The following is a 26360-nucleotide window of genomic DNA, read 5'->3' as shown; positions in this document are numbered from 1 at the left end:
GCCCGGAGACCTCCGCGCTCGGCCGCGCGGTGACGCGGACGGCCCGCTCCACGGCGGCCCGGTCGGCCACCGGACGGCTGAAGGCGAACGAGACGATCATGCCGGTGCCGACCGTGGATCCGGGGGCCGGGACGAAGGACGCGGTGAAGCGGTGCTCCGGCACGTAGGTCCTGAACTCGCTGTGCCGCGTGGTGCGGTGGCCCGTCGCGTCCCGGGCCACGGCGTCCACGGTGTAGCGGGCGGCGAGCGCGACCGGGCCCCTGGGGTACCAGCTGTGACCGTCCTCGGAGATGCGTCCCTTGACCGGCTTGCGGACGCCGTCCCGGACCCGTACCGCGCGCACCTTCTCCAGCCGGCCCGCCCGCACCCGCACCTCGAACCGGTCCGCCGTGCGGACGTCGCGCGCGCCGTTGTGCGGGGTGACGCGGATCAGCGCGGGGGGCCGGGCGCGGGTCGTCCGAGGGCGTCATGCGCGGCGCCACGGGCCGCAGCGCTTCCGCGGCACAGCCGCTGAGGACGGCGAGGGCGGTGAGCGCGCACAGTCCGCGGAGGGTACGCGGGAGGGCAAATCCTGTCACACCCGTCCCAACGACACGGTTCCTCCCGGGAAAACGACAGGGCACTCGCTTGCTGCCCCCGATCACACGTGTGAGCGCATGCGCGGAACCGGGCAGGAGTGGGAAGGAAACCCCACAAGGCCCCGGACACGGGGCGGGGCCGCACCGCCAGACACCGGGAACGGGAAGCCGGGTGCCCGGCGCGCCGTCCGAGAGCCGCCGGAGGCGAAACACGTGTCGAGCACACCCGAGCAAGAGACGGCATACGGCGTTCACTTCGAGGCCAAGGGGACCAAGGCCCCGGCGCCCCCGGCCGCGGTCAACGGCCATCCGGTCGCCGCCGGCCGCCGCCAGGCGGTGTGGCCGGGCAGCCCCGAGCCGCTGGGCGCCCGCTTCCGGGTGGACGCCCGCGGCGTCGCCGGGACCAACTTCGCGCTGTGGGCCGGCGGGGCGGAGGCCGTGGAGGTCTGCCTCTTCGACGACGACGGCTCCGGCGGCCAGCGCGAAAGCCGGTACTCCCTGGGGGAGTTGACCCATGAGATATGGCACGGCTTCCTGCCCGGCGTCCGGCCCGGCCGGCGCTACGGCTACCGCGTCCACGGCCGCTGGGACCCCTGGACGGGCGCCCGCTGGAACCCCGCCAAGCTCCTCCTCGACCCCTGTGCCCGCGCCGTCGACGGCGACTTCGTCCTGCCTCCGGAGGTGTACGGGCACGTCCGCGACTGGCCGCAGCAACACGTGGCCGACACCGTCCGCGACGAGCGCGACTCGGCGCCGTACGTCCCCAAGGGCGTCGTCGTCGCCGATGACGACGACTGGTCCGACGACCGCCGGCCCAAGACCGCCTGGGCCGACACCGTCATCTACGAACTGCACGTGCGCGGCTTCACCATGCGCCACCCCGGCGTCCCGGAACGGCTGCGCGGCACCTACGCCGGACTGGCCCACCCGGCGGCCGTCGAGCACCTGACGCGCCTCGGCGTCACCGCCGTGGAACTGCTGCCGGTGCACCAGTTCGCGCACGAGGACCACCTGCTGCGCCGGGGGCTGCGCAACTACTGGGGCTACAACTCCATCGGCTACTTCGCCCCGCACGCCGGATACGCGGCCACCGGGACCCGCGGGCAGCAGGTCGGCGAGTTCAAGCGGATGGTCCGGGCCCTGCACGCGGCCGGCATCGAGGTCATCCTCGACGTCGTCTACAACCACACCGCCGAGGGCGGCGAACTCGGGCCGACCCTGTCGCTGCGCGGCATCGACAACCGGCGCTACTACCGCCTGGCGGACGACCCCCGCCGCTACACCGACTACACCGGCTGCGGCAACACCCTGCACGTCGTCCAGCCCAACGTGCTGCGTCTGATCACCGATTCGCTGCGCTACTGGGTCACCGAGATGGGCGTCGACGGCTTCCGCTTCGACCTCGCGGCGGCGCTCGCCCGGTCGATGCACGACGTCGACATGCTCTCGCCCTTCCTCGCCGTCATCGCCCAGGACCCCGTGCTGCGCCGGGTCAAGCTCATCGCCGAGCCCTGGGACGTGGGCTCCGGCGGCTACCAGGTCGGGGCCTTCCCCCCGCTGTGGACCGAGTGGAACGACCGCTACCGCGACGCCGTCCGCGACTTCTGGCGCGGCGCCCTGCCGGACGTACGGGACCTGGGCTACCGGCTCTCGGGCTCCAGCGACCTCTACGCCTGGGGCGGCCGGCGGCCGTACGCCTCCGTCAACTTCGTGACCGCGCACGACGGTTTCACCCTGCGCGACCTGGTCAGCTACGGGCGCAAGCACAACGAGGCCAACGGCGAGGGCAACCGGGACGGCACCGACGACAACCGCTCCTGGAACTGCGGCGCCGAGGGCCCCACCGGCGACCCCGCCGTCCTGGCCCTCCGCCGGCGCCAGATCCGCAACCTGCTGACCACGCTCCTGCTGTCCACCGGGGTGCCGATGCTGGTGGCGGGCGACGAGATGGGCCGCACCCAGGACGGCAACAACAACGCCTACTGCCAGGACGGCGCGGTGAGTTGGGTCGACTGGTCGCTCCTGGACGACCCGGGCTGGCGCGCCCTCGCCGACCTCGCCGCCCGGCTGCTGGCCCTGCGCCGCGCCCACCCCGTCCTGCGCAGCCGCACCTTCTTCTCCGGCCGTCCCCAGTCGGCCGACGGCCTGCGGGACCTCGCCTGGTTCACGGCGCGCGGCACGGAGATGACCGAGGCCGACTGGTACGCGCCCGCCGCCACGCTCGGCATGTACCTCTCCGGCGGGGACATCCCGCAGCACGGGCCGGACGGGCGGCCCGTGACCGACGACAGCTTCCTGGTCGTCCTGCACGCCGGGGACCGCCCCCTCGACGTCACCCTGCCGGGCCCGCCGTGGGCGGACGCGTACGAGCTCCTCGTCGACACCTCCCTGGAGGAGCAGGACGCGGCGCCGGGCGTGCGGAGCGACGCGGGGGCGTCAATTTCCGTGCGGGAGCGGTCCGTTGGGGTGTGGAAGGTGCTGCCGGGCCGGGAGGGGGAGGAGGGGGATCCGTCCAGCGGACCAGGACGGAAAACCGAGTGAGAGGTGTCAGTGGCGAACCGTACGCTCGCTCCTGATGACCACACACAGTGAACCTTCGGGATCCGCCGCGCACCGCTCGGCCGTGCGCTCGCTGCTGCGCCTCGCGCCGTTCGTCCGCCCGGCGCGCGGCAGGTTGGTCGTGGGCACGGCCGTGGCCGTGGTCGCTTCGTCGATGAGCCTGGTCATTCCGCTCGCCCTCAAGCAGCTCGTGGACGGCCCGATCGCCGGCCGCGATCCGTCGGGGGTGTGGCTGGGCGGCCTGACGATCCTGGTGCTGGGCCTGTTGGAGGCCGGGCTGTTCGGGCTGCGGCGGCTGCTGCTGGCGCAGCCGCTCGCCGAGGTCGAGGCGGCCATGCGGTCCGCGCTCTACCGGCACCTCCAGCGGCTGCCCGTCGCCTTCCACGACCGCTGGCCCTCGGGCCAGTTGCTCTCCCGCGCCACCACCGACCTGATGCTGCTGCGGATCTTCCTGGCCTTCGCGGTGACCTTCCTGGTGGTCAACGGGCTGACGATCACGATCGGTTTCGTCATCCTGCTGCTCCAGCGGTGGACGCTGGGGCTGGTGCTGCTCGCCCCCGTCGTCCCCCTCGTCGTCCTCTGCCGCTACTTCGAGGAGCGGTACTCGCACGCGGCGCGCACCGCCCAGGACCAGGTCGGCGACCTGACCACGGTGGTGGAGGAGAGCGTCCTCGGCATCCGCATCACCAAGGGCTTCGGCCGGCACCGCGCCCAGGAGCGCGCCTTCGCCGCGCTCTCCGCCCGGCTCCGGACGACGGAGCTCCACAAGGCCGGTCTGCTGGGCATGCTCTGGGCCCTGATCATGATCCTGCCGGAGCTGGCGATCGGCGCGGCGCTGATCCTCGGCGTCCAGCAGGTCGCCGACGGCGCCCTGACCGCGGGCGCCCTGGTCGCCTTCCTGTCGACGGCCCTGGCCCTGCGCTGGCCGGTGGAGTCGATCGGCTTCCTGCTGGCCCTGGCGAACGAGTCGGCGACAGCGACGGAGCGGTATTTCGAGGTGCTGGACGCGGAGGCGCCCGGGGCGGGCGCGGATTCCGGGTCGGCGGCATCCCGACCGCGGGAGGCGCCCGCACGCCGTGGCGCCGACGCGCCATGTGCGCCAAGTGGCCGGGCACGCGCTTCCGTTGGGACTCAGCCGCCCGGGGCGGGCGCGGGCCCGGCCGCGGAGGACCGCGCGGGGTCCGCGCCGGGTCCGGCCGCACCCGGGCCCCGGGGCGATCCCGGGGTGGGGGCGACGGGACCGGGCGGTGCCGCGCGCGCCGCGGTCCGGCCCGGGCCGTACGGGCCCGGCGGCGCCACCGGCGCCGAAGGGCTGCGCCTCGACCGTGTCGTCTTCCGCTATCCCGACGCCCCGCCCGGCTCCCCGCCCGTGCTCGACGGGGTGGACCTGCACGTGCGGCCCGGGGAGACCATGGCCCTCGTCGGGGCCACGGGCAGTGGCAAGACCACACTGACCGCGCTCATCCCCCGGCTCCACGAGGCCACTTCCGGGCGGATCACCCTCGACGGGCAGGACATCACCGCGCTCCCCCGCGAGCGGCTGCGCGAGCTGGTGTCCATGGCCTTCGAGGAGCCCACCCTGTTCTCCGCGAGCGCGGGCGAGAACGTCCTCATGGGCGCGGACGGGGCCCATGAGGACGCCCTCCGCAGCGCGTTGGCCGTAGCCCAGGCGGACGGGTTCGTCGAAGCGCTCCCGCAGGGCCACCGGACCCAGGTCGGCGAGCAGGGCCTGAGCCTGTCCGGCGGGCAGCGGCAGCGGCTCGCCCTGGCCCGGGCGGTGATCGGGCGGCCCCCGCTTCCTCGTCCTCGACGACCCGCTGTCCGCCCTCGACGTGCACACCGAAGCCCTCGTCGAACGGGCGCTGCGCGAGGTGCTGGCCACCACGACCGCCCTCGTCGTCGCCCACCGGCCCTCCACCGTGCTCCTCGCGGACCGGGTGGCGCTCCTCTCCGGCGGCCGGATCGCCGCCGTCGGCACCCACCACGAACTGCTGCGCGCGAGCGAGGAGTACGCGACGCTGATGACGGGCCCGCTCCCCGGGCGGCCCGGGGAAGGGGACACCCCCCGATGACCTCCACCGTCACCGGACCGCCGGACACCGAGGACGGACAGCGGCCCGGCCCCGTCGAGGACCCCGTCGCCCGGGACGTGCTGCCCGCTCCGAAGGGCGCCTCCCTCGCGCTCCTGCGGTCCCTGCTCGCCCCCGTCCGGGGGCGCGTACGAGGCACATTGCTCCTGCTGCTCCTCCAACAGGCCGCCGTGCAGGCGGGCCCGCTGCTCGTGGCGTACGCGATCGACCGGGCCGTGCCCGCCGTCCGCCGCCACGACTACGGGCCGCTCACCGCCATCGGCGCCGCCTACCTGGGGTGCGCCCTGGCCTCGGGCCTGCTCCAGCTGGCGTTCATCCGGGTGTCGGCCCGCGCCGGCCAGGACGTCCTGCTCGACCTGCGCGGCCGCATCTTCCGGCACGCGCAGGCCCTCAGCGTCGACTTCCACGAGCGCTACACCTCCGGCCGGCTGATCTCCCGCGCCACCACGGACGTCGAGAACCTGCGCGAGCTGCTCAACGACGGCCTCCAGGAACTGCTGGGCATCGTCGCGTCGGTGCTGCTCGTCTCGGCGACGCTGCTCTGGCTCGACTGGGGCACGGGGACCGCCGCCGTCGTCTCGTTCGTCCCCCTCGCCCTGGCCGTCCGCGCCTACCGGCGCCGCTCCCTGGACGTGCACCGCCGCAGGTCCACGGCGGCCGCGGCGATGATCGTGAAGTTCACCGAGACCATGAACGGCATCCGCCCGGTGCAGGCGTTCCGCCGGGAGGCCGCCAACGAGGCGCACTTCGGCGAGCTCAACCGGCGCCACCTGCGGACCAACGCGGACGCGATGACCGCCATGGGCCGCTATGTGATGACGAGCAGGGCCCTGGCCAACACGGCCCTGGCGGTGATCGTGGTCTGGGGCGCCCACCGGGTCGCCGGCGGCTCCCTGGAGCTCGGCGTCCTGGCGGCCGCCGTGCTCTACCTGCGGCGTCTGTACGATCCGCTGGACCAGCTCGGCATGTTCCTCAACTCGTACCAGGCCGCGGCCGCTTCGCTGGAGAAGATCGCCGGGCTGCTGGCCCAGCGCCCCTCCGTTCCGGAGCCCGCCGCCCCACGGTCCCTCCCGGAGCGCCCGGCCGGGTCCCCGGGCCGCGAGGTCGTCTTCGAGGCGACGCGCTTCGCCTATCGCACGGGCGGCGAGGTCCTTCCCCGCTTCGGCCTCACACTCGCCGCCGGGCGGACGGTGGCGGTCGTCGGCTCGACGGGCGCCGGCAAGTCCACCCTCGCCAAGCTCCTCGCGCGCTTCTACGACCCGACCGAGGGCCGCGTCCTCCTCGACGGCGTCCCGCTGGGCGACCTGTCGACCGCCGAGCTGCGCCGCAACGTGGTGATGGTGACGCAGGAGGCGTTCCTCTTCTCCGGCACGATCGCCGAGAACATCGCCGTCGGCCGCCCCGGCGCGACCCGCGAGGAGATCGAGCGGGCGGCGCGGGCCATCGGCGCCCACGACTTCATCGCCGCCCTGCCCGACGGCTACGACACCGACGTCCGCAAGCGCGGCGGCCGCATCTCCGCCGGACAGCGCCAACTGGTCTCCTTCGCGCGCGCGTTGCTCGCCGATCCGGCCGTGCTCGTCCTCGACGAGGCCACGTCCTCCCTGGACATCCCGGGCGAGCGGGCGGTGCAACGCGCCCTGCGCACGGTGCTGCGCGGGCGGACGGCGGTGGTCATCGCGCACCGGCTGTCCACCGTGGAGATCGCGGACCGGGTACTGGTGATGGAGGGCGGACGGATCGTCGAGGACGGCACACCGGAGGAACTCACGGCAGGCGAGGGCCGGTTCGCCGAGCTGCACCGGGCGTGGCGGGAGAGCCTGGTCTGAGGGCGGGGCGGGACGGGGCCGGGGCCGGGGACAGGGCCGGGCTCAAGGCCGAGTTGGGCCCGGGGCCCTGCCCCGGCCCGCCCCAACCGCTATGCGGACAGCGATCTTTGGCCAACGGACATTTTCCAGCCAACTTACCGACTCGGTCCTGACATGTACCTGGCGCCGTGGCACTCTTCCCACGACCAGCGCTGGAACACCCCCCACAGGTACAGCCCCCCACACCGGTCGAAGTCCCTCTTTTCTCCTCTTCCTCTTCTCCACTGGTTCTGCCGTGAACAGCGGACGGCCCCCGTGCCGTCCCCTCTCCCATCGGCCACCGCCACCCGTGTGGTCACCGCAGAAGGAGTCAGCGTGAGACCCACCCCCCATAGACGTGCCGTCGCCATCGGTGCCCTCGTCGCCGCCGGCGCGATGCTCACCGCCGGAGTCCAGGCCACGTCCGCCACCGCCGGCACCGACGCCGCGAAGCCGGCGCCCCGCCAGAAGATCTACAAGGCCGACCCGGGCGCCCTGCCCGCCAAGCTCTCGCCCTCGCAGCGCACCGAACTGCTGCGCCACGCCGACGCCACCAAGGCGGAGACCGCGCGCACCCTGGGCCTCGGCGAGAAGGAGAAGCTGGTCGTCAAGGACGTCGTCAAGGACAACAACGGGGCGCTGCACACCCGTTACGAGCGGACCTACGACGGTCTGCCCGTGCTGGGCGGCGACCTGGTCGTGGACTCGACGAAGGCCGGCAAGGTCGCGACCGTCGCCAAGGCGACCAAGCAGCGCCTGGCGCTCGCCACGACCACCCCGTCGCTGGCCGCCGCCACCGCCGAGAAGGACGCCGTCAAGGCCGCGGCCGCGCAGGGCTCCAAGGCCTCCAAGCCCGACAAGGCGCCCCGCAGGGTCGTCTGGGCGGCCCAGGGCAAGCCCGTGCTCGCGTACGAGACGGTCGTCGGCGGCGTCCAGCACGACGGCACGCCCAGCCGGCTGCACGTGATCACCGACGCGAAGTCCGGGAAGAAGCTCGCCGAGTTCCAGGACGTCAAGACCGGCACCGGGAACACCCAGCACAGCGGCCAGGTGACCATCGGCACCAGCAAGGTGGGCAGCACCTACCAGCTGTGGGACCAGACCCGCGGCGGCCACAAGACGTACAACCTCAACCACGGCTCGTCGGGCACCGGTTCGATCATCACCTCGCCCAACGACGTCTTCGGCAACGGCACCAACAGCGACCCCGCCACGGCCGGCGCCGACGCGCACTACGGCGCGCAGCTCACCTGGGACTACTACAAGAACGTGCACGGCCGCACCGGCATACGCGGTGACGGCGTCGGCGCCTACAGCCGGGTCCACTACGGCAACAACTACGTCAACGCCTTCTGGGACGACAGCTGCTTCTGCATGACCTACGGCGACGGCAACGGCATCCCGCTGACGTCGATCGACGTGGCCGGCCACGAGATGACCCACGGCGTCACCTCCGCCACCGCCAACCTCACCTACAGCGGGGAGTCCGGCGGTCTCAACGAGGCCACCTCCGACATCTTCGCCACCGCCGTCGAGTTCTGGGCCAACAACCCCAAGGACCCGGGCGACTACCTCATCGGCGAGAAGATCGACATCAACGGCAACGGCACGCCGCTGCGCTACATGGACAAGCCCAGCCGTGACGGCCGGTCCAAGGACGCGTGGTACTCCGGCCTCGGCGGCATCGACGTGCACTACTCGTCGGGCCCGGCCAACCACTGGTTCTACCTGGCCTCCGAGGGCAGTGGCCCCAAGGACATCGGCGGGGTCCACTACGACAGCCCGACCTCCGACGGCCAGCCCGTCACCGGCATCGGCCGGGACAACGCCGCGAAGATCTGGTTCAAGGCGCTGACCGAGCGCATGCAGTCCAACACCAACTACGCGGGCGCGCGGGACGCCACCCTGTGGGCGGCCGGCGAGCTCTTCGGCGTCGGCAGCGAGACGTACAACAACGTGGCCAACGCCTGGGCCGCCATCAACGTCGGCAGCCGGGCCTCCACCGGCGTCTCGGTGACCAGCCCCGGCGACCAGACCAGCGTCGTCAACCAGGCGGTCTCGCTCCAGGTGAAGTCGTAGCGGCACCACCGGCTCGGTGACCTGGTCCGCCACCGGGCTGCCGGCCGGCCTGAGCATCAACTCCTCGACCGGCCCTGATCTCCGGCACCCCGACCACCACCGGCACCAGCAATGTGACGGTGACGGCCAAGGACGGCTCCGGCAAGACCGGTTCGGCGTCCTTCAAGTGGACCGTCAACACCACGGGCGGCGGCAGCGTCTTCGAGAACGGCACCCCGGTGGCCATCCCGGACGCGGGCGCGGCCGTCACCTCGCCCATCGTCGTCACCCGCAGCGGCAACGGCTCGTCGGCGCTGAAGGTGGACGTGAACATCACGCACACCTACCGCGGCGACCTGACGGTCGACCTGGTGGCCCCGGACGGGAAGACCTGGCGCCTGAAGGACTCCGATGCCTGGGACTCGGGCGCGGACGTCAACGAGTCGTACACCGTGGACGCCTCCGGCGTGACGGCGAGCGGCACCTGGAAGCTCCAGGTCCAGGACGTCTACTCGGGCGACTCGGGCCGCATCGACAAGTGGCGCCTGACCTTCTGAGGCACCTCCTGAAACACCCGGCACCACTGAACCGGGCGCCGTCCGGGGTGAGTACGACTCCCCCGGGCGGCGCCTTCGCGTTCCGCCCGGAGAAACAAGCGGATGAGCGATTCGCCCCAATGACCCCCACATCCGGAAACTTCAGCGAATCTTTACCAAACCGCAGCCCCCATACACCTCGATATTCACAGGAAAGCGCACGCGAGTTCGAGCAAACTGACGCTCGGTCGCGACCTCCGCGACCGGCACTCTTCACCTGCCAGGAGCTTGTGTGCGCCACACCCGAATAGCCCGTCGTCCCGCCGTCGCGGCGAGGCGCGGCCACCATCGCGCGCGGCCCTCATCGCCGCCGGCTTCACCGGCACCGCGGCCCAGGCCGCCGGCGCCGAGGACCCCGCCAAGGCCCTGCACCTCGGCGCCAAGGAGAAGCTCGTCGAGCGCAGCACGGTCACCGACGAGGACGGCACCGTGCACACCCGCTACGAGCGCACCTACGAGGGCCTGCCGGTCATCGGCGGCGACGTGGTCGTCCAGCAGTCGGCCAACGGCAAGGTCCAGGACGTCACCAAGGCCACGGAGGAGACCATCAAGGTCCCCACCACCCGGGCCAAGGTCCCCGCCCCGGCCGCCGGCCGCACCGCGCTCGCCGCGGCGAAGAAGGACGACGGCGCCGGCGCGTTCGTGCGCAACCAGGCCCCCCGCAAGGTGATCTGGGCCGCCTCGGGCAAGCCCGTCCTGGCCTACGAGAGCGTCGTCGGCGGTGTCCAGCACGACGGCACGCCCAGCGAGCTGCACGTGGTCACCGACGCGACCACCGGCAAGAAGCTGGACGAGTACCAGGCCATCGAGACCGGCTCCGGCACCGGCATCTACAACGGCAAGGTGCCCGTCAACTCGGTCAAGGCCGGCGGCAAGTTCTACATGCAGGACAAGGCGCGCGGCGGGCACGTCACGTACCACGCGAAGAACAAGAACGGCGGCAACAGCTTCCCGGCCTTCGCCAACTCCCGCGACGTCTGGGGCAACGGCAAGCAGAGCAACGGCCAGAGCGCCGCCGTGGACGCCCAGTACGGCGCCGCCAAGACCTGGGACTACTACCTCAACGTCCACAAGCGCAAGGGCATCCGGGGCGACGGCCCGCGCCGCCAACTCCTTCGTGCACTTCGGCCAGAACTACAACAACGCGTTCTGGTCGGACGACTGCTTCTGCATGGTCTACGGCGACGGCAAGGGCAACAGCAAGCCCCTGACGTCCCTGGACGTGGCCGGCCACGAGATGACGCACGGCGTCACCTCGGCCACCGCCCGCCTGCGCTACGCCGGTGAGTCCGGCGGCCTCAACGAGGCCACCTCCGACATCTTCGGTACCGCCGTCGAGTTCTACGCCCGCAACGGCAAGGACAAGGGCGACTACCTGATGGGCGAGAAGCTCGGCAAGCCGCTGCGCTACATGGACAAGCCCAGCAAGGACGGCCGTTCCGCCGACTACTGGCGTCCGAACGTCGGCGACCTCGACGTCCACTTCTCCTCCGGCGTCGCCAACCACTTCTTCTACCTGCTCGCCGAGGGCAACGGCAAGAAGACCATCAACGGCGTCACCTACAACAGCCCGACCTGGGGCGGCAAGAAGGTCCGCGGCATCGGCCGCGGCGCCGCCGAGAAGATCTGGTACAAGGCGCTGACCCGTTACATGACCTCCACCACCAACTTCAAGGGCGCGCGCGCCGCGACCCTGAAGGCGGCCCGGGACCTGTACGGCACGAAGAGCGGCCAGTACAAGTCGGTCCAGGCGGCCTGGGACGGCGTGAACGTCAAGTAACCCACCGCGGCGAGCGGTTGCCCCCTTCCGGGGCGACCGCTCGCCGTCGTCTTTCCCTCCCTCCCCCTCCCCCGAACGATCTGGAGCCCCCCGCGTGCCCCGTCCCGCCCTCGCCGCCAGTGCGGCCCGCCGTCGCCGCCACCCTCCTCGCCGCGGGCGTCGCCGCGACACCCGCCCACGCCGAGGACCCGGCCAAGGCCCTGCGTCTGGGTGCCAAGGAGAAGCTCATCCCGCGCGGCACGGTCACGGACCCCGACGGGACCGTCCACACCCGCTACGAGCGCACCTACGAGGGCCTGCCCGTCCTCGGCGGCGACCTCGTCGTCCACAAGTCCGGGAACGGCACGGTCGAGGACGTCACCAAGGCCACGGAGGAGACCATCAAGGTCCCCACCACCCGGGCCAAGGTCCCCGCCCCGACGGCCCGCCGCTCCGCCGTGGCGGCGACGTCCGCCGATGCCCCCACCGGCCAGGAGCCGCGCAAGGTGATCTGGGCGGCCAAGGGCAAGCCCGTCCTCGCGTACGAGACCGTCGTCACCGGCCGGCAGAAGGACGGCACGCCCAGCCGCCTCCACGTCATCACCGACGCGACCAGCGGCAAGCGGCTGTTCGCCCACGAGGCCGTCCGCAGCGGCACCGGCAACAGCCAGTGGAGCGGCAAGGTCAAGGTCAACTCGGTGAAGTCCGGCAAGAACTTCGTCCTGAAGGACCCGGCGCGCGGCGGCAACCAGGTGTTCAACGCCCGCCACCGAAAGATCGAGCAGGGCCCGTTCCCCGGCTTCAGCAACCCCACCGACACCTGGGGCAACGGCAAGGGGTCCATGCCCCAGACCGCCGCCGTCGACGCCCAGTACGGCGCCGCCGAGACGTGGGACTACTTCAAGTCCGTGCACGGCCGCAAGGGCATCCGCAACGACGGCAAGGGCGCCCCGTCGTACGTCCACTACGACGACAACATGGACAACGCCTTCTGGGACAACGACAACTTCTTCATGGCCTACGGCGACGGCCCGGGCAACAAGCGCCCGTTCACCTCCCTGGACGTCGCCGCCCACGAGATGAGCCACGGCGTCACCGGCGCCACGGCCGGGCTCTACTACTTCGGCGAGTCCGGCGGCCTCGACGAGGCGACGTCCGACATCTTCGCCGCCATGGTCGAGTTCCGCGCCAAGAACCCCAAGGACCCGGCGGACTACCTCTTCATGGAGAAGCTCGGCGCGAAGCCGGAGCGCTACATGGACCGCCCGAGCAAGGACGGCCACTCGGCCGACTACTGGTTCAAGGGCCTGGACGACCTCGACCCGCACCTCTCCTCGGGCGTCGGCAACCACTTCTACTACCTGCTCGCCGAGGGCAGCGGCAAGAAGACCATCAACGGCGTCACCTACAACAGCCCCACCAAGAACGGCAAGAAGGTGGCGGGCATAGGCCGGGGCGCGGCAGAGAAGATCTGGTACAAGGCCGTGACGACGTACATGACGTCGACGACGAACTACAAGGGCGCGCGCTCCGCGACCCTGAAGGCGGCGCGGGACCTGTACGGCACGAAGAGCAAGCAGTACAAGACCGTTCAGGCGGCGTGGGACGGCGTGAACGTCAAGTAGGCGGGCGCTTCGCCCGGTTCCGGGTTCACGAAGGGCCTCACCGGATCACGGCGAGGCCCTTCGGCGTTCAGCCCCTCACGCCGCCGCGCGGGCGTGCGACCAGCCGGACGTCCGGGCCGGAACGGGCCACGTCCAAGAGGTCGCAACGGAGGATGTCACCGATCGTCCCGATGGTGCCGCCCTGGAGTGCGCTCTTGCCCTGACCGAGGAGTGCGGGCGCGATGTAGGCAATGACACGGTCGACCAGTCCCGCCGAGACGAAGGAGGCCGCCAGTGTCGGGCCGCCTTCGAGGAACATGCCGCGAACGCCGCGCTGGTTGAGCTCCCGCAGCAGTGCAGCGATGTCCAGTCCCTCCTTGACCCGGGGCAGTCGTACCAGAGTTGCGACGTCGTCCAGGTGGGCGGCGTCGGCGTCCTCGGCGACGGCGATCAGCGTAGGGGCGGCGGCGTCGAGGACACGGGCGTCGGCCGGGGTGCGGGCGTTGGTGTCGACGATCACGCGCCAGGGCTGCTGGTCTGCGGGGACGGCGACGACGAGATAGGGGTCGTCCTTCACCGAGCGGACCGCGAGATGGGGATTGTCGGCCTGCTGGGTTCCGGAGCCGACAACGGTGGCCTGGCAAGCGGCCCGCAAGGCATGAACTTCAGCACGGGACTCCGGACTTGTGATCCATTGGCTGGTGCTGTCCGCTGCGGCAATCCGGCCGTCCAACGTTGCCGCGTACTTGTAGACGACGTACGGCCGACCGTCGGCAGTGTGCCATTCGTTGGTGCCGACAAGCGCGCTGACGTGCATGGGCCTCATCCGGGTAGATGTTGGTACCGGGAACCGGCTCTGACGGGGGTACCGTCCTGGTGACGAGCAGAACGGAGTTCAGCATGCCAGGTCGCGTCGAAGAGAACACCGGGGCACGGATCGCGAGGGCGCGCAAGCGGCGCCGGCTGACTCAGCGGGAGCTGGCCGACAGGAGCAACGTCTCGTACAGCACCCTGACGAAGGTGGAACAGGGGTACCTGCCCGCGAGTCCCTCCGTGATCGGCGCGCTCGCACGCGCCCTGTCGCTTCCCGTGACCGAACTGACCGGGCAGCCCTACCTGGCGGAGCTGCGTCAGGACCGGCTCGACGGGCTGATCCAGCCGATCCGCGAGGCGCTCGACCTGTACGACCTGGGAGCCGATCCGGAGCTCGTTCCACGCCGGCTCGGTGAGTTGACCCGGGAGGCGGACGAGTTGTGCGCGCTGGTGCGGGCGACCGACATCAAGCGGGTGGCCGCCGCGCTGCCGTCCCTGATCCGTGAGGCGACCACGGTCGCACACGAGGACGGAACGACCGAGGCGTGGCGAATGCTCGCCTCCGGGTACCGGACCGCATACGACGTGGCCACCAAGCTGGGGTTCATCGACCTGTCGGCCATCGCCCTGGACCGTCTGGAATGGGCGGCCCAGCGGGCCTCCGACCCAGTACTGGGCGGCATGCGGCAGTACCTGCGAGCACTGGCCTACCTGCGGGCCAGCGACTACCGCACCGGGAAGCGGCTGGTCGGGCTCGGGATGTCCCGGCTGGAGCAGGCGGAGTCCGGGCGCGAACGCGACGTTGTGACGGGCCAGTTGCATCTGGGGGCCGCCGTGCTGGCGGGACGCGACAAGGACGGCGAGACCGCGGAAGGGCACCTCGCCGAAGCCGGGCGGATCGCCGGGCGTACCGGACCGGCCGAGAGGGTGCACTGGCTGTCCTTCGGGCCGGCCAACGTCGCGGTGCACCGCGTGAGCATCCTCGCCGAACTGGACCGGTACGGCGAGGCCGTTGAGCAGGCGGAGCGGCTCAGGCTGCCCGGCGGCTGGCCGCCGTCCCGGACGGCCCACCACTACGCAGAGGTGGCCCGTGCCCAGCTATGGACCGGACGTACGGACGCGGCCTTCCGTAACCTGCTGGAAGCCCGCAGGCTGGCGCCCCAGCAGACGCGGTACCACCCGACGGTGCGCGAGACGTACTCCGGTCTTGAGTCGGCGAAACGGCGCATGCCGGATGACTTCATCAACTACGGTGCCTGGCTGGCCTCATAGCGGAATGTGAATCCGTGGCCGGGACTGTCAGGGGGCTCTGATAGTTCCGACGCCGTGCCGCCAGCACCATGTGACGACCCGCACGTCAACAGTGCATGGAGTCGCACATGCCCCTACGCCGAACCCCGCAGGACCGGGCCCGCCGGGCCCGGCTCTCCGATGCCGCGGCGGGATTCGGGCACGACCCCGAACCCGAACCCGGTTGCGACGTCTGCCTTGCCCTGGCCAGGCAACGCTCGGACGCACGGCGGGCCGGGGACCTGTCCCGCGTCGTCGACTGCAACGTCGAGCTGCGTCGGCACCCTCACGGGGGTCACCGATGAGCTCGCACCAAGCCGCGTGGGAGCGGTGCTCAACGCTCGGCCACCCCGGCGCCCGATGGCTCGTCTCCCGGGCGGTCCGCCCCCGGGAGATCCATGAGGCGTGGGCCATGGGACGGATGCCCAGCATCGAGGTCGGGCGGCGGTTCGACATCATTCACTTGTCTGCGGGGACAGTTGAAGACCGGCTTCCCGGCATTCGCACCGACGAAGCGGTCGAGGCGGCGTTCCGCGCCGTCGGCATCGGGCAAGGCGCCATCGTCTCGCGGCGACGGGACGTCTACAGCGTCCTCGTGCGGGCGGGCACGGCCCGGACCTGGGACGTACGCGGCACGGCCGCCGCCTCACCTCCCGCGGCACCCGGCTCACCGCCCGCGGCGTCTCCCTGGCCCGCTTCCGCGTGCTGCGCCCGCTCGTCCACGAGGTGCACGAGCTGTCCACGGACTTCCTGTCGGGGATGGCGCAGACGGTGGCGGTGCGGAAGAAGCCGGCGGACCGGGCTGCCCTGCCCCTTACCGAACGTCGATGACGGCTTTGCCCGGCACGCGGCGGCCTGCAAGTTCGGCGGCCGCCCGCGCCACCTGGGTCCAGTCGGTACGCAGGGCGACCTGCGGGTCCAGTTCGCCGCGGGCGGTGAGTGCGGCGAGCCAGGTGAGGTCGGCGCCCAGTCCTACGGCGTCGTCCAGCAGGAAGTAAGTGGCGATCTGGCGGTTGTGACGACGGTCGTTGCCGAAGAGGGCTCCGTAGGGGAACTGCTCGCCGTCGCCGGATATGTGGCCTGCGGCGACCAGCACGCCGTGATCGGCCAGGACGTCGTGCGCGGCGACCAAGTGGGCACCGCCGACCAGTTCGACCACGCCGTGCACCGGCTCGAGGTGCCGGAGCGCGGCCAGGTCGGTGACGATCTCGTGGGCGCCGAGTGCCCGCAGCGCGTCCGCCTTCGCCGGATCGCCGGTCACTGCGGTGACATGTGCGCCGCCCCGGGCCGCGAGTTGCAGGGCGAAACGGCCCACGCCGCCGCCCGCGCCGGTCACCAGGACCCGCCGCCCCAGGATCGGACCGATGCGGCGCAGGGCGCGCAGGGCCGTGCCCGCCGCGACCGGCAGCGTACTGATGGGGCCGAGGTCGGCCCCCTCGGGCACGGCGCCGATCAAATCGGTGTCCACGGCGCGCAGTTCGGCCCAGGCGCCATCCGCCCCCAGCGTGACGACGGGGGTGCCGACCATGGGACCGGAGCCGTCGGCGGCCGCCCGGACCACCACGCCCGAGGCGTCCCAGCCGGGCACCGTGCCGGCTTCGCCCTCGGGAACCACATGGTGGACCTCGCCGGCGTTGAGGGAGAAGGAATGGATCTGTACCAGGGCCTGGTGGGCGGCGGGTTCGGGGTCGGCCACCTCGGTGAGAGCGAGGTGTCCGGGTGCCGTGTGATCAATCGTCAGCGCCTTCATGACGAGAGATAGTGCCACTGAGTGGCGTAAGCCTACAAGAGGCAAAAGCGGCTGGTAGGCTGCCTCCCGTGCAGAAGAACCCGAATGGACTGCCGCTGCGTGAGCGCAAGAAGCTGCGGACCCGACAAGCTCTGGTCGATACGGCCCTCGAGCTGTTCACCGCGCGGGACTTCACCTCGGTGACACTGGACGAGATCGTCGATGCGGTGGAAATCTCCAAGCGCACCTTCTTCCGTACGTTCGTCTCGAAGGAAGACGTGGCACTGGCCCCGGAGAAGGAACTGTGGGCCGCCTACCTCACGGGCATCGGGACCCGGCCCCTGACCGGCGAGCACCTGCTCGGCGCCTACAAGGACGCGCTGTTCACGGCACTGGAGCAGATGGCGGACGGATGGGAGCAGCGCTTCCTGGCCAGCCGCAGCCTGGCCGACCGTACCCCGGCCCTGACCGCACACAGCCTGCGCCACTGCTCGGAGGTCTCCGCGAACGTCGTCCGGATCGTGGCGGACCGGCTGGCCGGACGGTCCCCGGGCCACACCGAACTGCGCCTGCTGCTCGATCTCATGCTGGCCGCCTGGCACTGCGCACTGGAGACATGGACCTCATCGGGCGCCGCACAGCAGGACCGCGCGGCCCTCATCCGGCACATGCACAAATCCTTCGCGGTGATCCCCACGGTCGCGGCACTGGCGGCACAGGACAGCTGAGCGAGCAGGACGACGCCCGCTTCGTGTCATCCGCCCGGGCTCAGTCGAGGGCGATGAAGATCCCGAAGCAGAGGATCGCGCCCCAGAAGGCGAAGCCGCCCAACCGCTGCAACCGGACGAGCCGTTGCGGTCGGCGGTCCGAATCGGCCCAGCGCGTATCGACGAGCAGCCCCGGGAGCGCCCAGCGGAATACGCAGGCCACCCCGCCCAGCAGCAGGCTGAACCAGCCCAACGCGACGGTCGGGGCGAGGTGCTGGTAGCTCGCCGCGCCCTTCCGGGACAGGCGGACCTTCTCACCGACGTCGTGCTTCTCGTCGAGATGGACCGGCCCCTCGGCGTAACTCCCGTCATCGGGAGCGAAGTCCCCGTAGCAGTGCGGCCGGTCCGTCCCGCGGTCCCCCGGGGTGTAGCGGCAGTACCTCACGGTCAGCGTGCCCGGATCTCCTGCCCAGCCCGCCGCGTACGGCGCCTTGAGCGCGCCGAGTGCGCAGAGGAACAGGCCCAGCAGCAGGAGCAGGAGGGAGCCGATACGAGATCTCATGATCGGCCCCACCCTAAGCGGCACCGACGGGCCATGGGGCAACCAATGGCCAAGCCTTGACCACCCCATGGCCGCTCCCTGTCGCCCCGTTGGCCGAGCTACCGCATCAACACCCCCGCCGCCTCCCCCGACGCCTCCGCCGGCGCCGCCACCAGGCCCATCTCCGCGCCCTGCGCCAGCAGTCGGTGGGCGGGGAGGATGCGGACCGTGTAGCCGAAGGGGCCCGTGCGGTCGAAGGTGAGGGAGCCCTCGTAGAGGCGGCGGCCGTCGAGGGCGGGGGCCGCGGCCGGCTTGAGGGGGAAGGCCGAGGTGCCGGTCAGGCGGTCGGCCGGGTCCACCCGGCCGGCCAGGGCCTGGACCTCGACGTCGGAGGGGTCGAGATCGCCGAGGGTGACGCTGACGCGCAAGGTGGCGGTCGAGCCCAGCTCGGCGGTGCCGTTCAACGGGCCCTCGGAGACGGTCTCGACGTGGTCCACGGCGACGCCCGGCCACGCCGCGCGGACCCTGGCCTTCCAGGCGGCGAGTTCGCGGGCCGCGTCGGGGGTGAGGGCGCGCTGGGACTCCGCCGCCGGGTGGTAGAGGTGGCCGACGTACTCGCGGACCATGCGGCCGGCGAGGACCTTGGGGCCGAGCGTGGCCAGTGTGCCGCGGACCATCTCGATCCAGCGGCCGGGGAGGCCGCCCGGGCCGCGGTCGTAGAAGCGCGGGGCGACGCGCTCGGCGAGCAGGTCGTAGAGGGCCGCCGCCTCCAGGTCGTCGCGGCGTTCCTCGTCCGTGCCGGAGCCGTCCGCGGTGGGGATGGCCCAGCCGAAGTCCGGCTCGTACCACTCGTCCCACCAGCCGTCCAGGACCGAGAGGTTGAGACAGCCGTTGAGCGCGGCCTTCATGCCGGAGGTGCCGCACGCCTCCAGGGGGCGGAGGGGGTTGTTGAGCCAGACGTCGCAGCCGGGGTACAGCTTCTGCGCCATGGCCATGCCGTAGTCCGGGAGGAAGACGATCCGGTGGCGGACGGCCGGGTCGTCGGCGAACCGCACCAGTTCCTGGACGAGGCGCTTGCCGCCGTCGTCCGCGGGGTGGGCCTTGCCCGCGACGACGATCTGGATCGGGCGCTGCGGGTCCAGGAGCAGCCGGGTGAGGCGTTCGCGGTCCCGGAGCATCAGGGTCAGGCGCTTGTAGGAGGGGACGCGGCGGGCGAAGCCGATGGTGAGGACGTCGGGGTCGAGGACCCCGTCGATCCAGCCGAGTTCGGCGGTGCCGGCGCCGCGCTCGCGCCAGGAGGCGCGCAGCCGCTCGCGCACCTCCTCGACGAGCTGTTCGCGCAGGGTGCGGCGGAGCTCCCAGACGTCGGCGTCGGAGATCTCGGCGATCGAGTCCCAGCGCTCGGAGCCGCCGAGGGTGAGGGCGTCCTCCGTGCGCCCGACCCCGACCCGGCGGGCGCCGAGGCGGAAGACCTCGGGGGCGACCCAGGTGGGGGCGTGGACGCCGTTGGTGATGGCGGTGATCGGCACCTCGTCGGCGTCGAATCCGGGCCAGAGGCCGGCGAACATCTGCCGGCTGACCTGCCCGTGGAGGGTGGAGACGCCGTTGGCGCGCTGGGCCAGGCGCAGGCCCATGACGGCCATGTTGAACAGGGCCGGGTCGCCGCCGGGGTAGTCCTCGGCGCCCAGGCCGAGGACGAGGTCCGGGTCGATGCCGGGGAGTTCGGCGTCGTCGGCGAAGTGGCGGGCGACCAGGCCGCGGTCGAAGCGGTCGATGCCGGCGGGGACGGGCGTGTGGGTGGTGAAGACCGCTCCGGCCCGGACGCTCTCCAGGGCGGCGTCGAAGTCCAGCCCGTCCGCGGTGAGTTCACGGATGCGTTCGAGGCCGAGGAAGCCGGCGTGCCCCTCGTTGGTGTGGAAGACCTCGGGCGTCGGATGGCCGGTGAGCCGGCAGTAGGTGCGCACGGCGCGGACGCCGCCGATGCCCAGCAGCATCTCCTGGAGCAGCCGGTGCTCGCTGCCCCCGCCGTAGAGGCGGTCGGTGACGTCGCGCTCGCCGCTGGCGTTCTCCTCGACGTCGGAGTCGAGCAGCAGCAGCGGCACCCGGCCGACCTCGGCCTTCCAGACGTGGGCGCGCAGCGAGCGGCCGCCGGGCAGGGCGAGGGCGATGACGCTCGGCGTGCCGTCGTCCTCGCGCAGCAGGGTGAGCGGGAGCTCGTTGGGGTCGAGCAGCGGATAGTGCTCCTGCTGCCATCCCTCGCGGGAGAGCGCCTGGCGGAAGTAGCCGTGGCGGTAGAGGAGTCCGACGCCGATGAGCGGGACGCCGAGATCGCTGGCGGACTTCAGGTGGTCGCCGGCGAGGATGCCGAGGCCGCCGCTGTACTGCGGCAGGGCGGCGGTGATGCCGAACTCGGGCGAGAAGTAGGCGATCGCGGCCGGCAGCCCGGCGGGCTGCTCCTGGTACCAGCGGTTGCCGGTGAGGTAGTCGTGCAGGTCGTCGGCCGCGGCCGCGAGGCGCCGGCGGAAGCGGCGGTCGTCGGCGAGGGCGGCGAGCCGGGCGGCGGGCACGGCGCCCAGCAGCCGCAGCGGGTCGCCGTCGGCGGCCCGCCACCCCTCGGCGTCGAGGATCTGGAACAGCTCACGGGTCTCGGGATGCCAGGACCAGCGCAGATTGCGCGCCAGCTCGCTGAGCGGTCGTAGGGGCTCCGGAAGGACGGGGCGCACGCTGAATCGACGAATGGCCTTCACGTGCACGACGGTAGCGGCGCGGGCCCGCGGTCGCGGGCCAAGACGCCAAGTGCCCCCTTCTGCCTGACCCTGGCAGGGGCAGGCACCCGGCGCGCGTACACGCTTGACTGTGCCCCATGGACACACCTGCCGAACTGGGGAACTTCCTGCGCACCCGGCGCGCCATGCTGCGCCCCGAGGACGTGGGCCTGCCGTTCTACGGAGGGCAGCGCAGGGTGCCGGGGCTGCGGCGGGAGGAGCTGGCGCTGCTGGCGGGGGTCAGCACGGCGTACTACACCCGGCTGGAGCAGGGGCAGTCGGCCAACGCCTCGGACGGGGTGCTGGACGCGCTGGCGCGGGCGCTGCGGCTGGACGCGGACGAGCACGCGCACCTGCGGAACCTGGCCCGGCCCGGGCGGGCGGTCCGGCGGCCCGCGCCGCGCGCGGCGGTCGTGCGGCCCGGGGTGCGCCGGCTCGCCGAGGCGATGGGCGAGGTCGTCCCGGTGATCGTCCTGGACCACCGCTACGACGTCCTGCACTGGAACCCGCTGGGGCACGCGCTGACGGGCGGGCACCTGGCGGCGGACGCCCCGGCGCGGCCGGCGACGCGGCCCAACGCCCAGCGGATGCTGTTCCTGGACCCGCACGCGCGGGAGCTGTACCCGCGGTGGGAGCTGGAGGCCCGGCGGGCGGTGGCGGCGCTGCGGCTGGAGGTCGGCGAGCACCCGGAGGACCGGGCGCTGGCGGAGCTGATCGGCGAACTGTCCATGAAGAGCCCGGAGTTCACCGCGATATGGGCGCGTCACAAGGTGCTGTCGTGCACGAGTGGGACGAAGGAGTTCCACCATCCGCTGGTGGGCGCCATGACCCTGTCGTACGAGATGCTGCGGGCGCCGGCCGCGGAGGGGGCGGCGGCGCAGTCGGTGCTGGCGTACAGCGCCGAGCCCGGTTCGCCGTCGGAGGCGGCGCTGCGGCTGCTGACCTCCACCCTGACGGCACCGGCGCCGCGCGTGGAACACGACCGCCAGCAGCCGACCGTGCGCTGATGCGCCGGTACGAGGGAGAAATACGCCCCGCCTACACCAGGGTGTTCGAAGGCCAGAAGTCGCTACGGCCTTCGAAGACCGGGCCGCGACGCCATTCCCCCATCCGGCCGTCGGCTACCCCCTTTCGTCACATTGCACACGATCGGCCCAGCGGGGAGACTCCCTACGAGTGACGGAGGTCCCGCCGCCTGCGCCGGGCGGTGCCAGGGGAACTACGCACCGGTAGGCCGGGCGTTGCGGGCATGCCCGCCAGGGCCAGGTGGGAAAGCTCCCCGGGTGTACCCGACCCTCTCCTCCGCGCGCACGACCCTGGACAGAACCTCTTGTGTGATTCCGCTTCTTCCGCTCGTCAGGTTTTCCGCCGCCCACCCGGGTGAATGCGGGCAGGTGCACGCATGCCCGCGTCCGGCCGGGTGCCGGGGCAGCGGATAGAAAGAACAGAACGCGCCAGATCCCATGTCAGCTTCCGGGCCTTGCCTCCGGTTTTTCTCGGACCCCAGGTGATTGCATGATCGGTCGCATTCCCGTCCAGGACCTCGCCCCCCTCGTGGACTGCGGCCGCAGACCCGCGAAGGCCGTGGCCGGCGAGTCCTTCGAGGTCACCGCGACGGTCTTCCGCGAAGGCCATGACGCGGTGGGCGCCAATGTGGTGCTGCGGGACGCGACGGGCCGGTGCGGCCCCTGGACACCGATGCGCGAACTGGCGCCGGGCACCGACCGCTGGGGCGCCGAGGTGACCCCGGACGCGGAGGGCCGCTGGACGTACGCGGTGGAGGCGTGGAGCGACCCGGTCACCACCTGGCGGCACGCGGCACGGATCAAGATCCCGGCGGGCATCGACACGGACCTCGTGCTGGAGGAGGGCGCCCGGCTGTACGAGCGGGCGGCCTCCGGGGTGCCCAAGAACGGGGGCCGGGAGGCGGTGCTGGCCGCGGTGGACGCCCTGCGGGACGCGCACCGTCCGGTCGCCGACCGCCTCGCCGCGGCGCTCGCCCCCGCCGTCTCCACGGCCCTGGCGGACCATCCGCTGCGCGAACTGGTGACGACGACGCGGCCCGTGCCGCTGCTCGTCGAGCGCGAACGGGCGCTGTACGGCTCGTGGTACGAGCTGTTCCCGCGCTCGGAGGGCGCGGTCGTCGAGGACGCCGAGAAGGGCCTCCCGCCGCGCGGCGGGACGTTCCGCACGGCGGCGGGGCGGCTCCCGGCGGTGGCCGCGATGGGCTTCGACGTCGTCTACCTCCCCCCGGTCCACCCCATCGGCACCGCCTTCCGCAAGGGCCCCAACAACGCGCTGAGCGCGGGCCCTTACGACGTGGGCAGCCCCTGGGCGATCGGCTCGGCGGAGGGCGGGCACGACGCCATCCACCCGGACCTCGGCACCTTCGAGGACTTCGACCACTTCGTGGCCCGGGCGCGCGAGCTGCGCATGGAGGTCGCCCTCGACTTCGCCCTCCAGTGCTCCCCGGACCACCCCTGGGTGGAGAAGCACCCGGAGTGGTTCCACCACCGGGCGGACGGCTCCATCGCGTACGCGGAGAACCCGCCCAAGAAGTACCAGGACATCTATCCGATCGCCTTCGACGCCGACTTCGACGGCCTGGTCCGGGAGACGCTGCGGCTGCTGCGCCTCTGGATGGGCCACGGCGTGCGGATCTTCCGGGTGGACAATCCGCACACCAAGCCGGTGGCCTTCTGGGAGAAGGTCATCGCGGACATCGGCCGCACCGATCCCGATGTGGTGTTCCTGGCCGAGGCGTTCACCCGGCCCGCGATGATGCGCACGCTCGGCGCCATCGGCTTCCAGCAGTCGTACACCTACTTCACCTGGCGCAACACCAAGCAGGAGCTGACCGATTACCTCACGGAGCTGTCGCGCGACGCGGCGGCGGTGATGCGCCCCAACCTCTTCGTCAACACCCCCGACATCCTGCACGCCTACCTCCAGGACGGCGGCCGGGCGGCCTTCGAGATCCGCGCCGTGCTCGCCGCCACGCTCTCCCCCTCGTGGGGCGTCTACGCCGGCTACGAGCTGTGCGAGAACGTCCCCGCGCACCCGGGGAGCGAGGAGTACCTGGACTCCGAGAAATACCAACTGCGGCCGCGGGACTGGGAGTCGGCCGAGCGCGAAGGGCGCAGCCTGGCTCCCCTGATCACCGTGCTCAACCGGCTGCGGCGACGGCACCCGGCTCTGCGCCGGCTGCGCAATCTGCGCTTCCACCGCGCCGACAACGACGCGGTCATCGCCTACTCCAAGCGCACCGGCGGCCCCTGCGGCGACTGCGTACTCACGGTCGTCAACCTCGACCCCCACCACACCCAGGAGGCGACGGTCTCGTTGGACATGCCGGATCTCGGCCTCGACTGGCACGAGTCCGTCCCGGTGCGCGACGAGCTCACCGGCGAGACCTATCACTGGGGCAGGGACAACTATGTGCGCCTTGAGCCGGGCCGCTCGATCGCGCCCGCGCACGTGTTCTCGCTGCGACCGTCCTCACCGATCGGAGGGTCACCCACACCATGATCGTCAATGAGCCCGTACCGGACACGTTCGAGGACACTCCCGCGAAGGACCGGGATCCCGACTGGTTCAAGCGCGCGGTGTTCTACGAGGTCCTCGTACGGTCCTTCCAGGACAGCGACGGCGACGGCATCGGGGACCTGAAAGGGCTGACGGCCAAGCTGGACTACCTCCAGTGGCTCGGCGTCGACTGCCTGTGGCTGCCGCCGTTCTTCCAGTCGCCGCTGCGCGACGGCGGCTACGACGTCTCGGACTACACCTCCGTGCTGCCCGAGTTCGGCGACCTGGCGGACTTCGTCGAGTTCGTGGACGCGGCCCACCAGCGCGGGATGCGGGTCATCATCGACTTTGTCATGAACCATACGAGCGATCAGCACGACTGGTTCCAGCAGTCCCGCACCGACCCCGACGGCCCGTACGGCGACTACTACGTCTGGGCCGACGACGACAAGCAGTACCAGGACGCGCGGATCATCTTCATCGACACCGAGACGTCCAACTGGACCTTCGACCCGGTCCGCAAGCAGTACTACTGGCACCGGTTCTTCTCCCACCAGCCGGACCTCAACTACGAGAACCCGGCGGTCCAGGAGGAGATCCTCGCGGCCCTGCGGTTCTGGCTGGACCTGGGCATCGACGGCTTCCGGCTGGACGCCGTGCCCTACCTCTTCGCCGAGGAGGGCACCAACTGCGAGAACCTGCCGCGCTCGCACGCCTTCCTCAAGCGCGTCCGCGCCGAGATCGACGCCCACTACCCGGACACAGTGCTGCTGGCCGAGGCCAACCAGTGGCCGGAGGACGTGGTCGACTACTTCGGCGACTTCAGCCGGGGCGGCGACGAGTGCCACATGGCGTTCCACTTCCCCGTCATGCCGCGGATCTTCATGGCCGTGCGCCGCGAGTCGCGCTACCCGGTCTCCGAGGTCCTCGCCAAGACCCCGGCCATCCCGTCCGGCTGCCAGTGGGGCATCTTCCTGCGCAACCACGACGAGCTGACGCTGGAGATGGTCACCGACGAGGAACGCGACTACATGTACGCGGAGTACGCCAAGGATCCCCGGATGCGCGCCAACATCGGCATCCGGCGCCGGCTGGCCCCGCTGCTCGACAACGACCGCAACCAGATCGAGCTGTTCACCGCGCTGCTGCTGTCCCTGCCCGGCTCGCCGATCCTCTACTACGGGGACGAGATCGGCATGGGCGACAACATCTGGCTGGGCGACCGCGACGGGGTGCGCACCCCGATGCAGTGGACGCCCGACCGCAACGCCGGGTTCTCCTCCTGCGACCCGGGCCGGCTGTTCCTGCCGACCATCATGGACCCGGTCTACGGCTACCAGGTCACCAACGTCGAGGCGGCGATGAGCAGTCCGTCGTCGCTGCTGCACTGGACCCGGCGGATGATCGAGATCCGCAAGCAGAACCACGCGTTCGGGATCGGCTCGTACACCGAACTCCAGTCGAGCAACCCGGCGGTGCTGGCCTTCCTGCGGGAAGCGCCGCAGCGGGACGGGACGGACGACCTCGTCCTGTGCGTGAACAATTTCTCCCGCTTCGCACAGCCGACCGAGCTCGATCTGCGGGCGTTCAACGGCCGCCACCCGGTGGAGCTCATCGGCGGCGTCCGCTTCCCGGCCATCGGCGAACTGCCGTACCTGCTGACGCTGGCGGGCCACGGCTTCTACTGGTTCCGGCTGCGCCGCACGGTGCCGCCCGCCGGAGCCTGACCGCACCGCCTCGTGAGCACCGCCTCGTGAGCACCGCCTCGTGCGCGGCGGCCCGGCCCGGCGCGCACGGCGGTTTCCCGGCCCGAGCCCGGGGCACGCTCCCTACTATGGCTCGCCCCGGTCCCCGGGAAAACGCAGCCGGTCCGGCAACCCGTGGGCCCACGGTCCGGCC

General features: G+C 71.8%; 16 protein-coding genes and 3 pseudogenes. 14 read left to right on the top strand and 5 right to left on the bottom strand.

Going from position 1 to position 26360, the window contains the following annotated elements; all coding sequences use genetic code 11:
• The coding region (locus ABD794_RS05815) for an Ig-like domain-containing protein (RefSeq protein ID WP_344961260.1) at window positions 1-367 on the bottom strand (367 nt) is incomplete at its 3' end.
• A 424-nt stretch (window positions 368-791) separates the two neighbouring features.
• On the opposite strand from ABD794_RS05815, the gene glgX reads away from it, so the two are divergent.
• The 7 genes and pseudogenes from glgX to ABD794_RS05790 all read left to right on the top strand — a co-directional run bounded on the left by glgX (window position 792) and on the right by ABD794_RS05790 (window position 13112).
• Window positions 792-3119: a glycogen debranching protein GlgX gene (gene glgX / locus ABD794_RS05810; protein WP_425585932.1), complete on the top strand. Its 2328-nt coding sequence runs from the start codon at window positions 792-794 to the stop codon at window positions 3117-3119.
• 34 nt (window positions 3120-3153) lie between these two features.
• Window positions 3154-5209 (top strand): annotated as a pseudogene (locus tag ABD794_RS18615) (ABC transporter ATP-binding protein).
• Window positions 5206-7056: an ABC transporter ATP-binding protein gene (locus ABD794_RS18610; protein WP_425585931.1), complete on the top strand. Its 1851-nt coding sequence runs from the start codon at window positions 5206-5208 to the stop codon at window positions 7054-7056. The pseudogene ABD794_RS18615 and the gene ABD794_RS18610 overlap by 4 nt, the downstream one beginning before the upstream one ends.
• A 354-nt stretch (window positions 7057-7410) precedes the next feature.
• The gene (locus ABD794_RS05800) at window positions 7411-9153 is read left to right on the top strand and encodes a M4 family metallopeptidase (RefSeq protein ID WP_486389115.1); all 1743 of its coding nucleotides are present in this window, start codon (window positions 7411-7413) and stop codon (window positions 9151-9153) included.
• A gap of 113 nt (window positions 9154-9266) precedes the next feature.
• A complete protein-coding gene (locus ABD794_RS19285) occupies window positions 9267-9689 on the top strand; it encodes a proprotein convertase P-domain-containing protein (RefSeq protein ID WP_486389114.1) in 423 nt (140 codons plus the stop codon).
• Between the two features lie 267 nt (window positions 9690-9956).
• Window positions 9957-11508, top strand: a pseudogene (locus tag ABD794_RS05795) (M4 family metallopeptidase).
• A gap of 119 nt (window positions 11509-11627) precedes the next feature.
• The gene (locus ABD794_RS05790; protein WP_344961256.1) at window positions 11628-13112 is read left to right on the top strand and encodes a M4 family metallopeptidase; all 1485 of its coding nucleotides are present in this window, start codon (window positions 11628-11630) and stop codon (window positions 13110-13112) included.
• Between the two features lie 67 nt (window positions 13113-13179).
• Here the strand turns inward: ABD794_RS05790 and ribD are convergent, their stop codons facing one another.
• Window positions 13180-13908: a bifunctional diaminohydroxyphosphoribosylaminopyrimidine deaminase/5-amino-6-(5-phosphoribosylamino)uracil reductase RibD gene (ribD, locus tag ABD794_RS05785; RefSeq protein WP_344961254.1), complete on the bottom strand. Its 729-nt coding sequence runs from the start codon at window positions 13906-13908 to the stop codon at window positions 13180-13182.
• Window positions 13909-13991: 83 nt separating this feature from the next.
• On the opposite strand from ribD, the gene ABD794_RS05780 reads away from it, so the two are divergent.
• The 3 genes and pseudogenes from ABD794_RS05780 to ABD794_RS05770 form a co-directional block, all read left to right on the top strand.
• On the top strand, window positions 13992-15176 hold the full coding sequence (locus ABD794_RS05780; protein WP_344961263.1) for a helix-turn-helix domain-containing protein: 1185 nt from the start codon (window positions 13992-13994) through the stop codon (window positions 15174-15176).
• Between the two features lie 107 nt (window positions 15177-15283).
• Window positions 15284-15499 carry a hypothetical protein gene (locus ABD794_RS05775; RefSeq protein WP_344961251.1) on the top strand — a complete coding sequence of 72 codons (216 nt, stop codon included), beginning with the start codon at window positions 15284-15286 and terminating at the stop codon, window positions 15497-15499.
• Between the two features lie 316 nt (window positions 15500-15815).
• Window positions 15816-16025: pseudogene (locus ABD794_RS05770) on the top strand (TetR/AcrR family transcriptional regulator); the annotation flags it as partial.
• On the opposite strand, the gene ABD794_RS05765 reads toward ABD794_RS05770, so the two are convergent.
• Entirely contained in the window at window positions 16009-16944 is a 936-nt protein-coding gene (locus ABD794_RS05765) for a zinc-binding dehydrogenase (protein WP_344961249.1), read from the bottom strand. The pseudogene ABD794_RS05770 and the gene ABD794_RS05765 overlap by 17 nt on opposite strands.
• Before the next feature lie 68 nt (window positions 16945-17012).
• Between ABD794_RS05765 and ABD794_RS05760 the strand changes: the two genes are divergently transcribed.
• Window positions 17013-17651 (top strand): TetR/AcrR family transcriptional regulator, encoded by a 639-nt coding sequence (locus ABD794_RS05760; RefSeq protein WP_344961247.1) that lies wholly within the window; start codon window positions 17013-17015, stop codon window positions 17649-17651.
• A gap of 40 nt (window positions 17652-17691) precedes the next feature.
• Here ABD794_RS05760 and ABD794_RS05755 read toward each other — a convergent pair whose 3' ends face one another.
• Together ABD794_RS05755 and glgP are read right to left on the bottom strand one after the other, a co-directional pair.
• The gene (locus ABD794_RS05755) at window positions 17692-18192 is read right to left on the bottom strand and encodes a hypothetical protein (protein WP_344961245.1); all 501 of its coding nucleotides are present in this window, start codon (window positions 18190-18192) and stop codon (window positions 17692-17694) included.
• Window positions 18193-18290: 98 nt separating this feature from the next.
• Window positions 18291-20918 carry an alpha-glucan family phosphorylase gene (gene glgP / locus ABD794_RS05750; protein WP_344961243.1) on the bottom strand — a complete coding sequence of 876 codons (2628 nt, stop codon included), beginning with the start codon at window positions 20916-20918 and terminating at the stop codon, window positions 18291-18293.
• 116 nt (window positions 20919-21034) lie between these two features.
• On the opposite strand from glgP, the gene ABD794_RS05745 reads away from it, so the two are divergent.
• From ABD794_RS05745 to treS, 3 genes are all read left to right on the top strand, one after another.
• A complete protein-coding gene (locus ABD794_RS05745) occupies window positions 21035-21943 on the top strand; it encodes a helix-turn-helix domain-containing protein (protein ID WP_344961241.1) in 909 nt (302 codons plus the stop codon).
• A gap of 508 nt (window positions 21944-22451) precedes the next feature.
• A complete protein-coding gene (locus ABD794_RS05740) occupies window positions 22452-24464 on the top strand; it encodes an alpha-1,4-glucan--maltose-1-phosphate maltosyltransferase (protein ID WP_344961239.1) in 2013 nt (670 codons plus the stop codon).
• The gene (treS, locus tag ABD794_RS05735) at window positions 24461-26188 is read left to right on the top strand and encodes a maltose alpha-D-glucosyltransferase (protein WP_344961237.1); all 1728 of its coding nucleotides are present in this window, start codon (window positions 24461-24463) and stop codon (window positions 26186-26188) included. The genes ABD794_RS05740 and treS overlap by 4 nt, the downstream gene beginning before the upstream one ends.
• The last annotated feature ends 172 nt before the right edge of the window (window positions 26189-26360 follow it).

The sequence above is a fragment of the Streptomyces thioluteus genome, assembly GCF_039535865.1.
Note: the sequence above shows the minus strand (reverse complement) of the source record. Positions and strands in the feature narration are given on the sequence as shown.

Bases quoted from the DNA above. Each gene is read 5' to 3' on its own strand.
- ABD794_RS18610 (WP_425585931.1), top strand. From the start codon at position 5,206: ATGACCTCCACCGTCACCGGACCGCCGGACACCGAGGACGGACAGCGG.
- ribD (WP_344961254.1), bottom strand. From the start codon at position 13,908: ATGCACGTCAGCGCGCTTGTCGGCACCAACGAATGGCACACTGCCGAC.
- ABD794_RS05780 (WP_344961263.1), top strand. From the start codon at position 13,992: ATGCCAGGTCGCGTCGAAGAGAACACCGGGGCACGGATCGCGAGGGCG.
- ABD794_RS05775 (WP_344961251.1), top strand. From the start codon at position 15,284: ATGCCCCTACGCCGAACCCCGCAGGACCGGGCCCGCCGGGCCCGGCTC.
- ABD794_RS05765 (WP_344961249.1), bottom strand. From the start codon at position 16,944: ATGAAGGCGCTGACGATTGATCACACGGCACCCGGACACCTCGCTCTC.
- ABD794_RS05755 (WP_344961245.1), bottom strand. From the start codon at position 18,192: ATGAGATCTCGTATCGGCTCCCTCCTGCTCCTGCTGCTGGGCCTGTTC.
- ABD794_RS05745 (WP_344961241.1), top strand. From the start codon at position 21,035: ATGGACACACCTGCCGAACTGGGGAACTTCCTGCGCACCCGGCGCGCC.
- ABD794_RS05740 (WP_344961239.1), top strand. From the start codon at position 22,452: ATGATCGGTCGCATTCCCGTCCAGGACCTCGCCCCCCTCGTGGACTGC.
- treS (WP_344961237.1), top strand. From the start codon at position 24,461: ATGATCGTCAATGAGCCCGTACCGGACACGTTCGAGGACACTCCCGCG.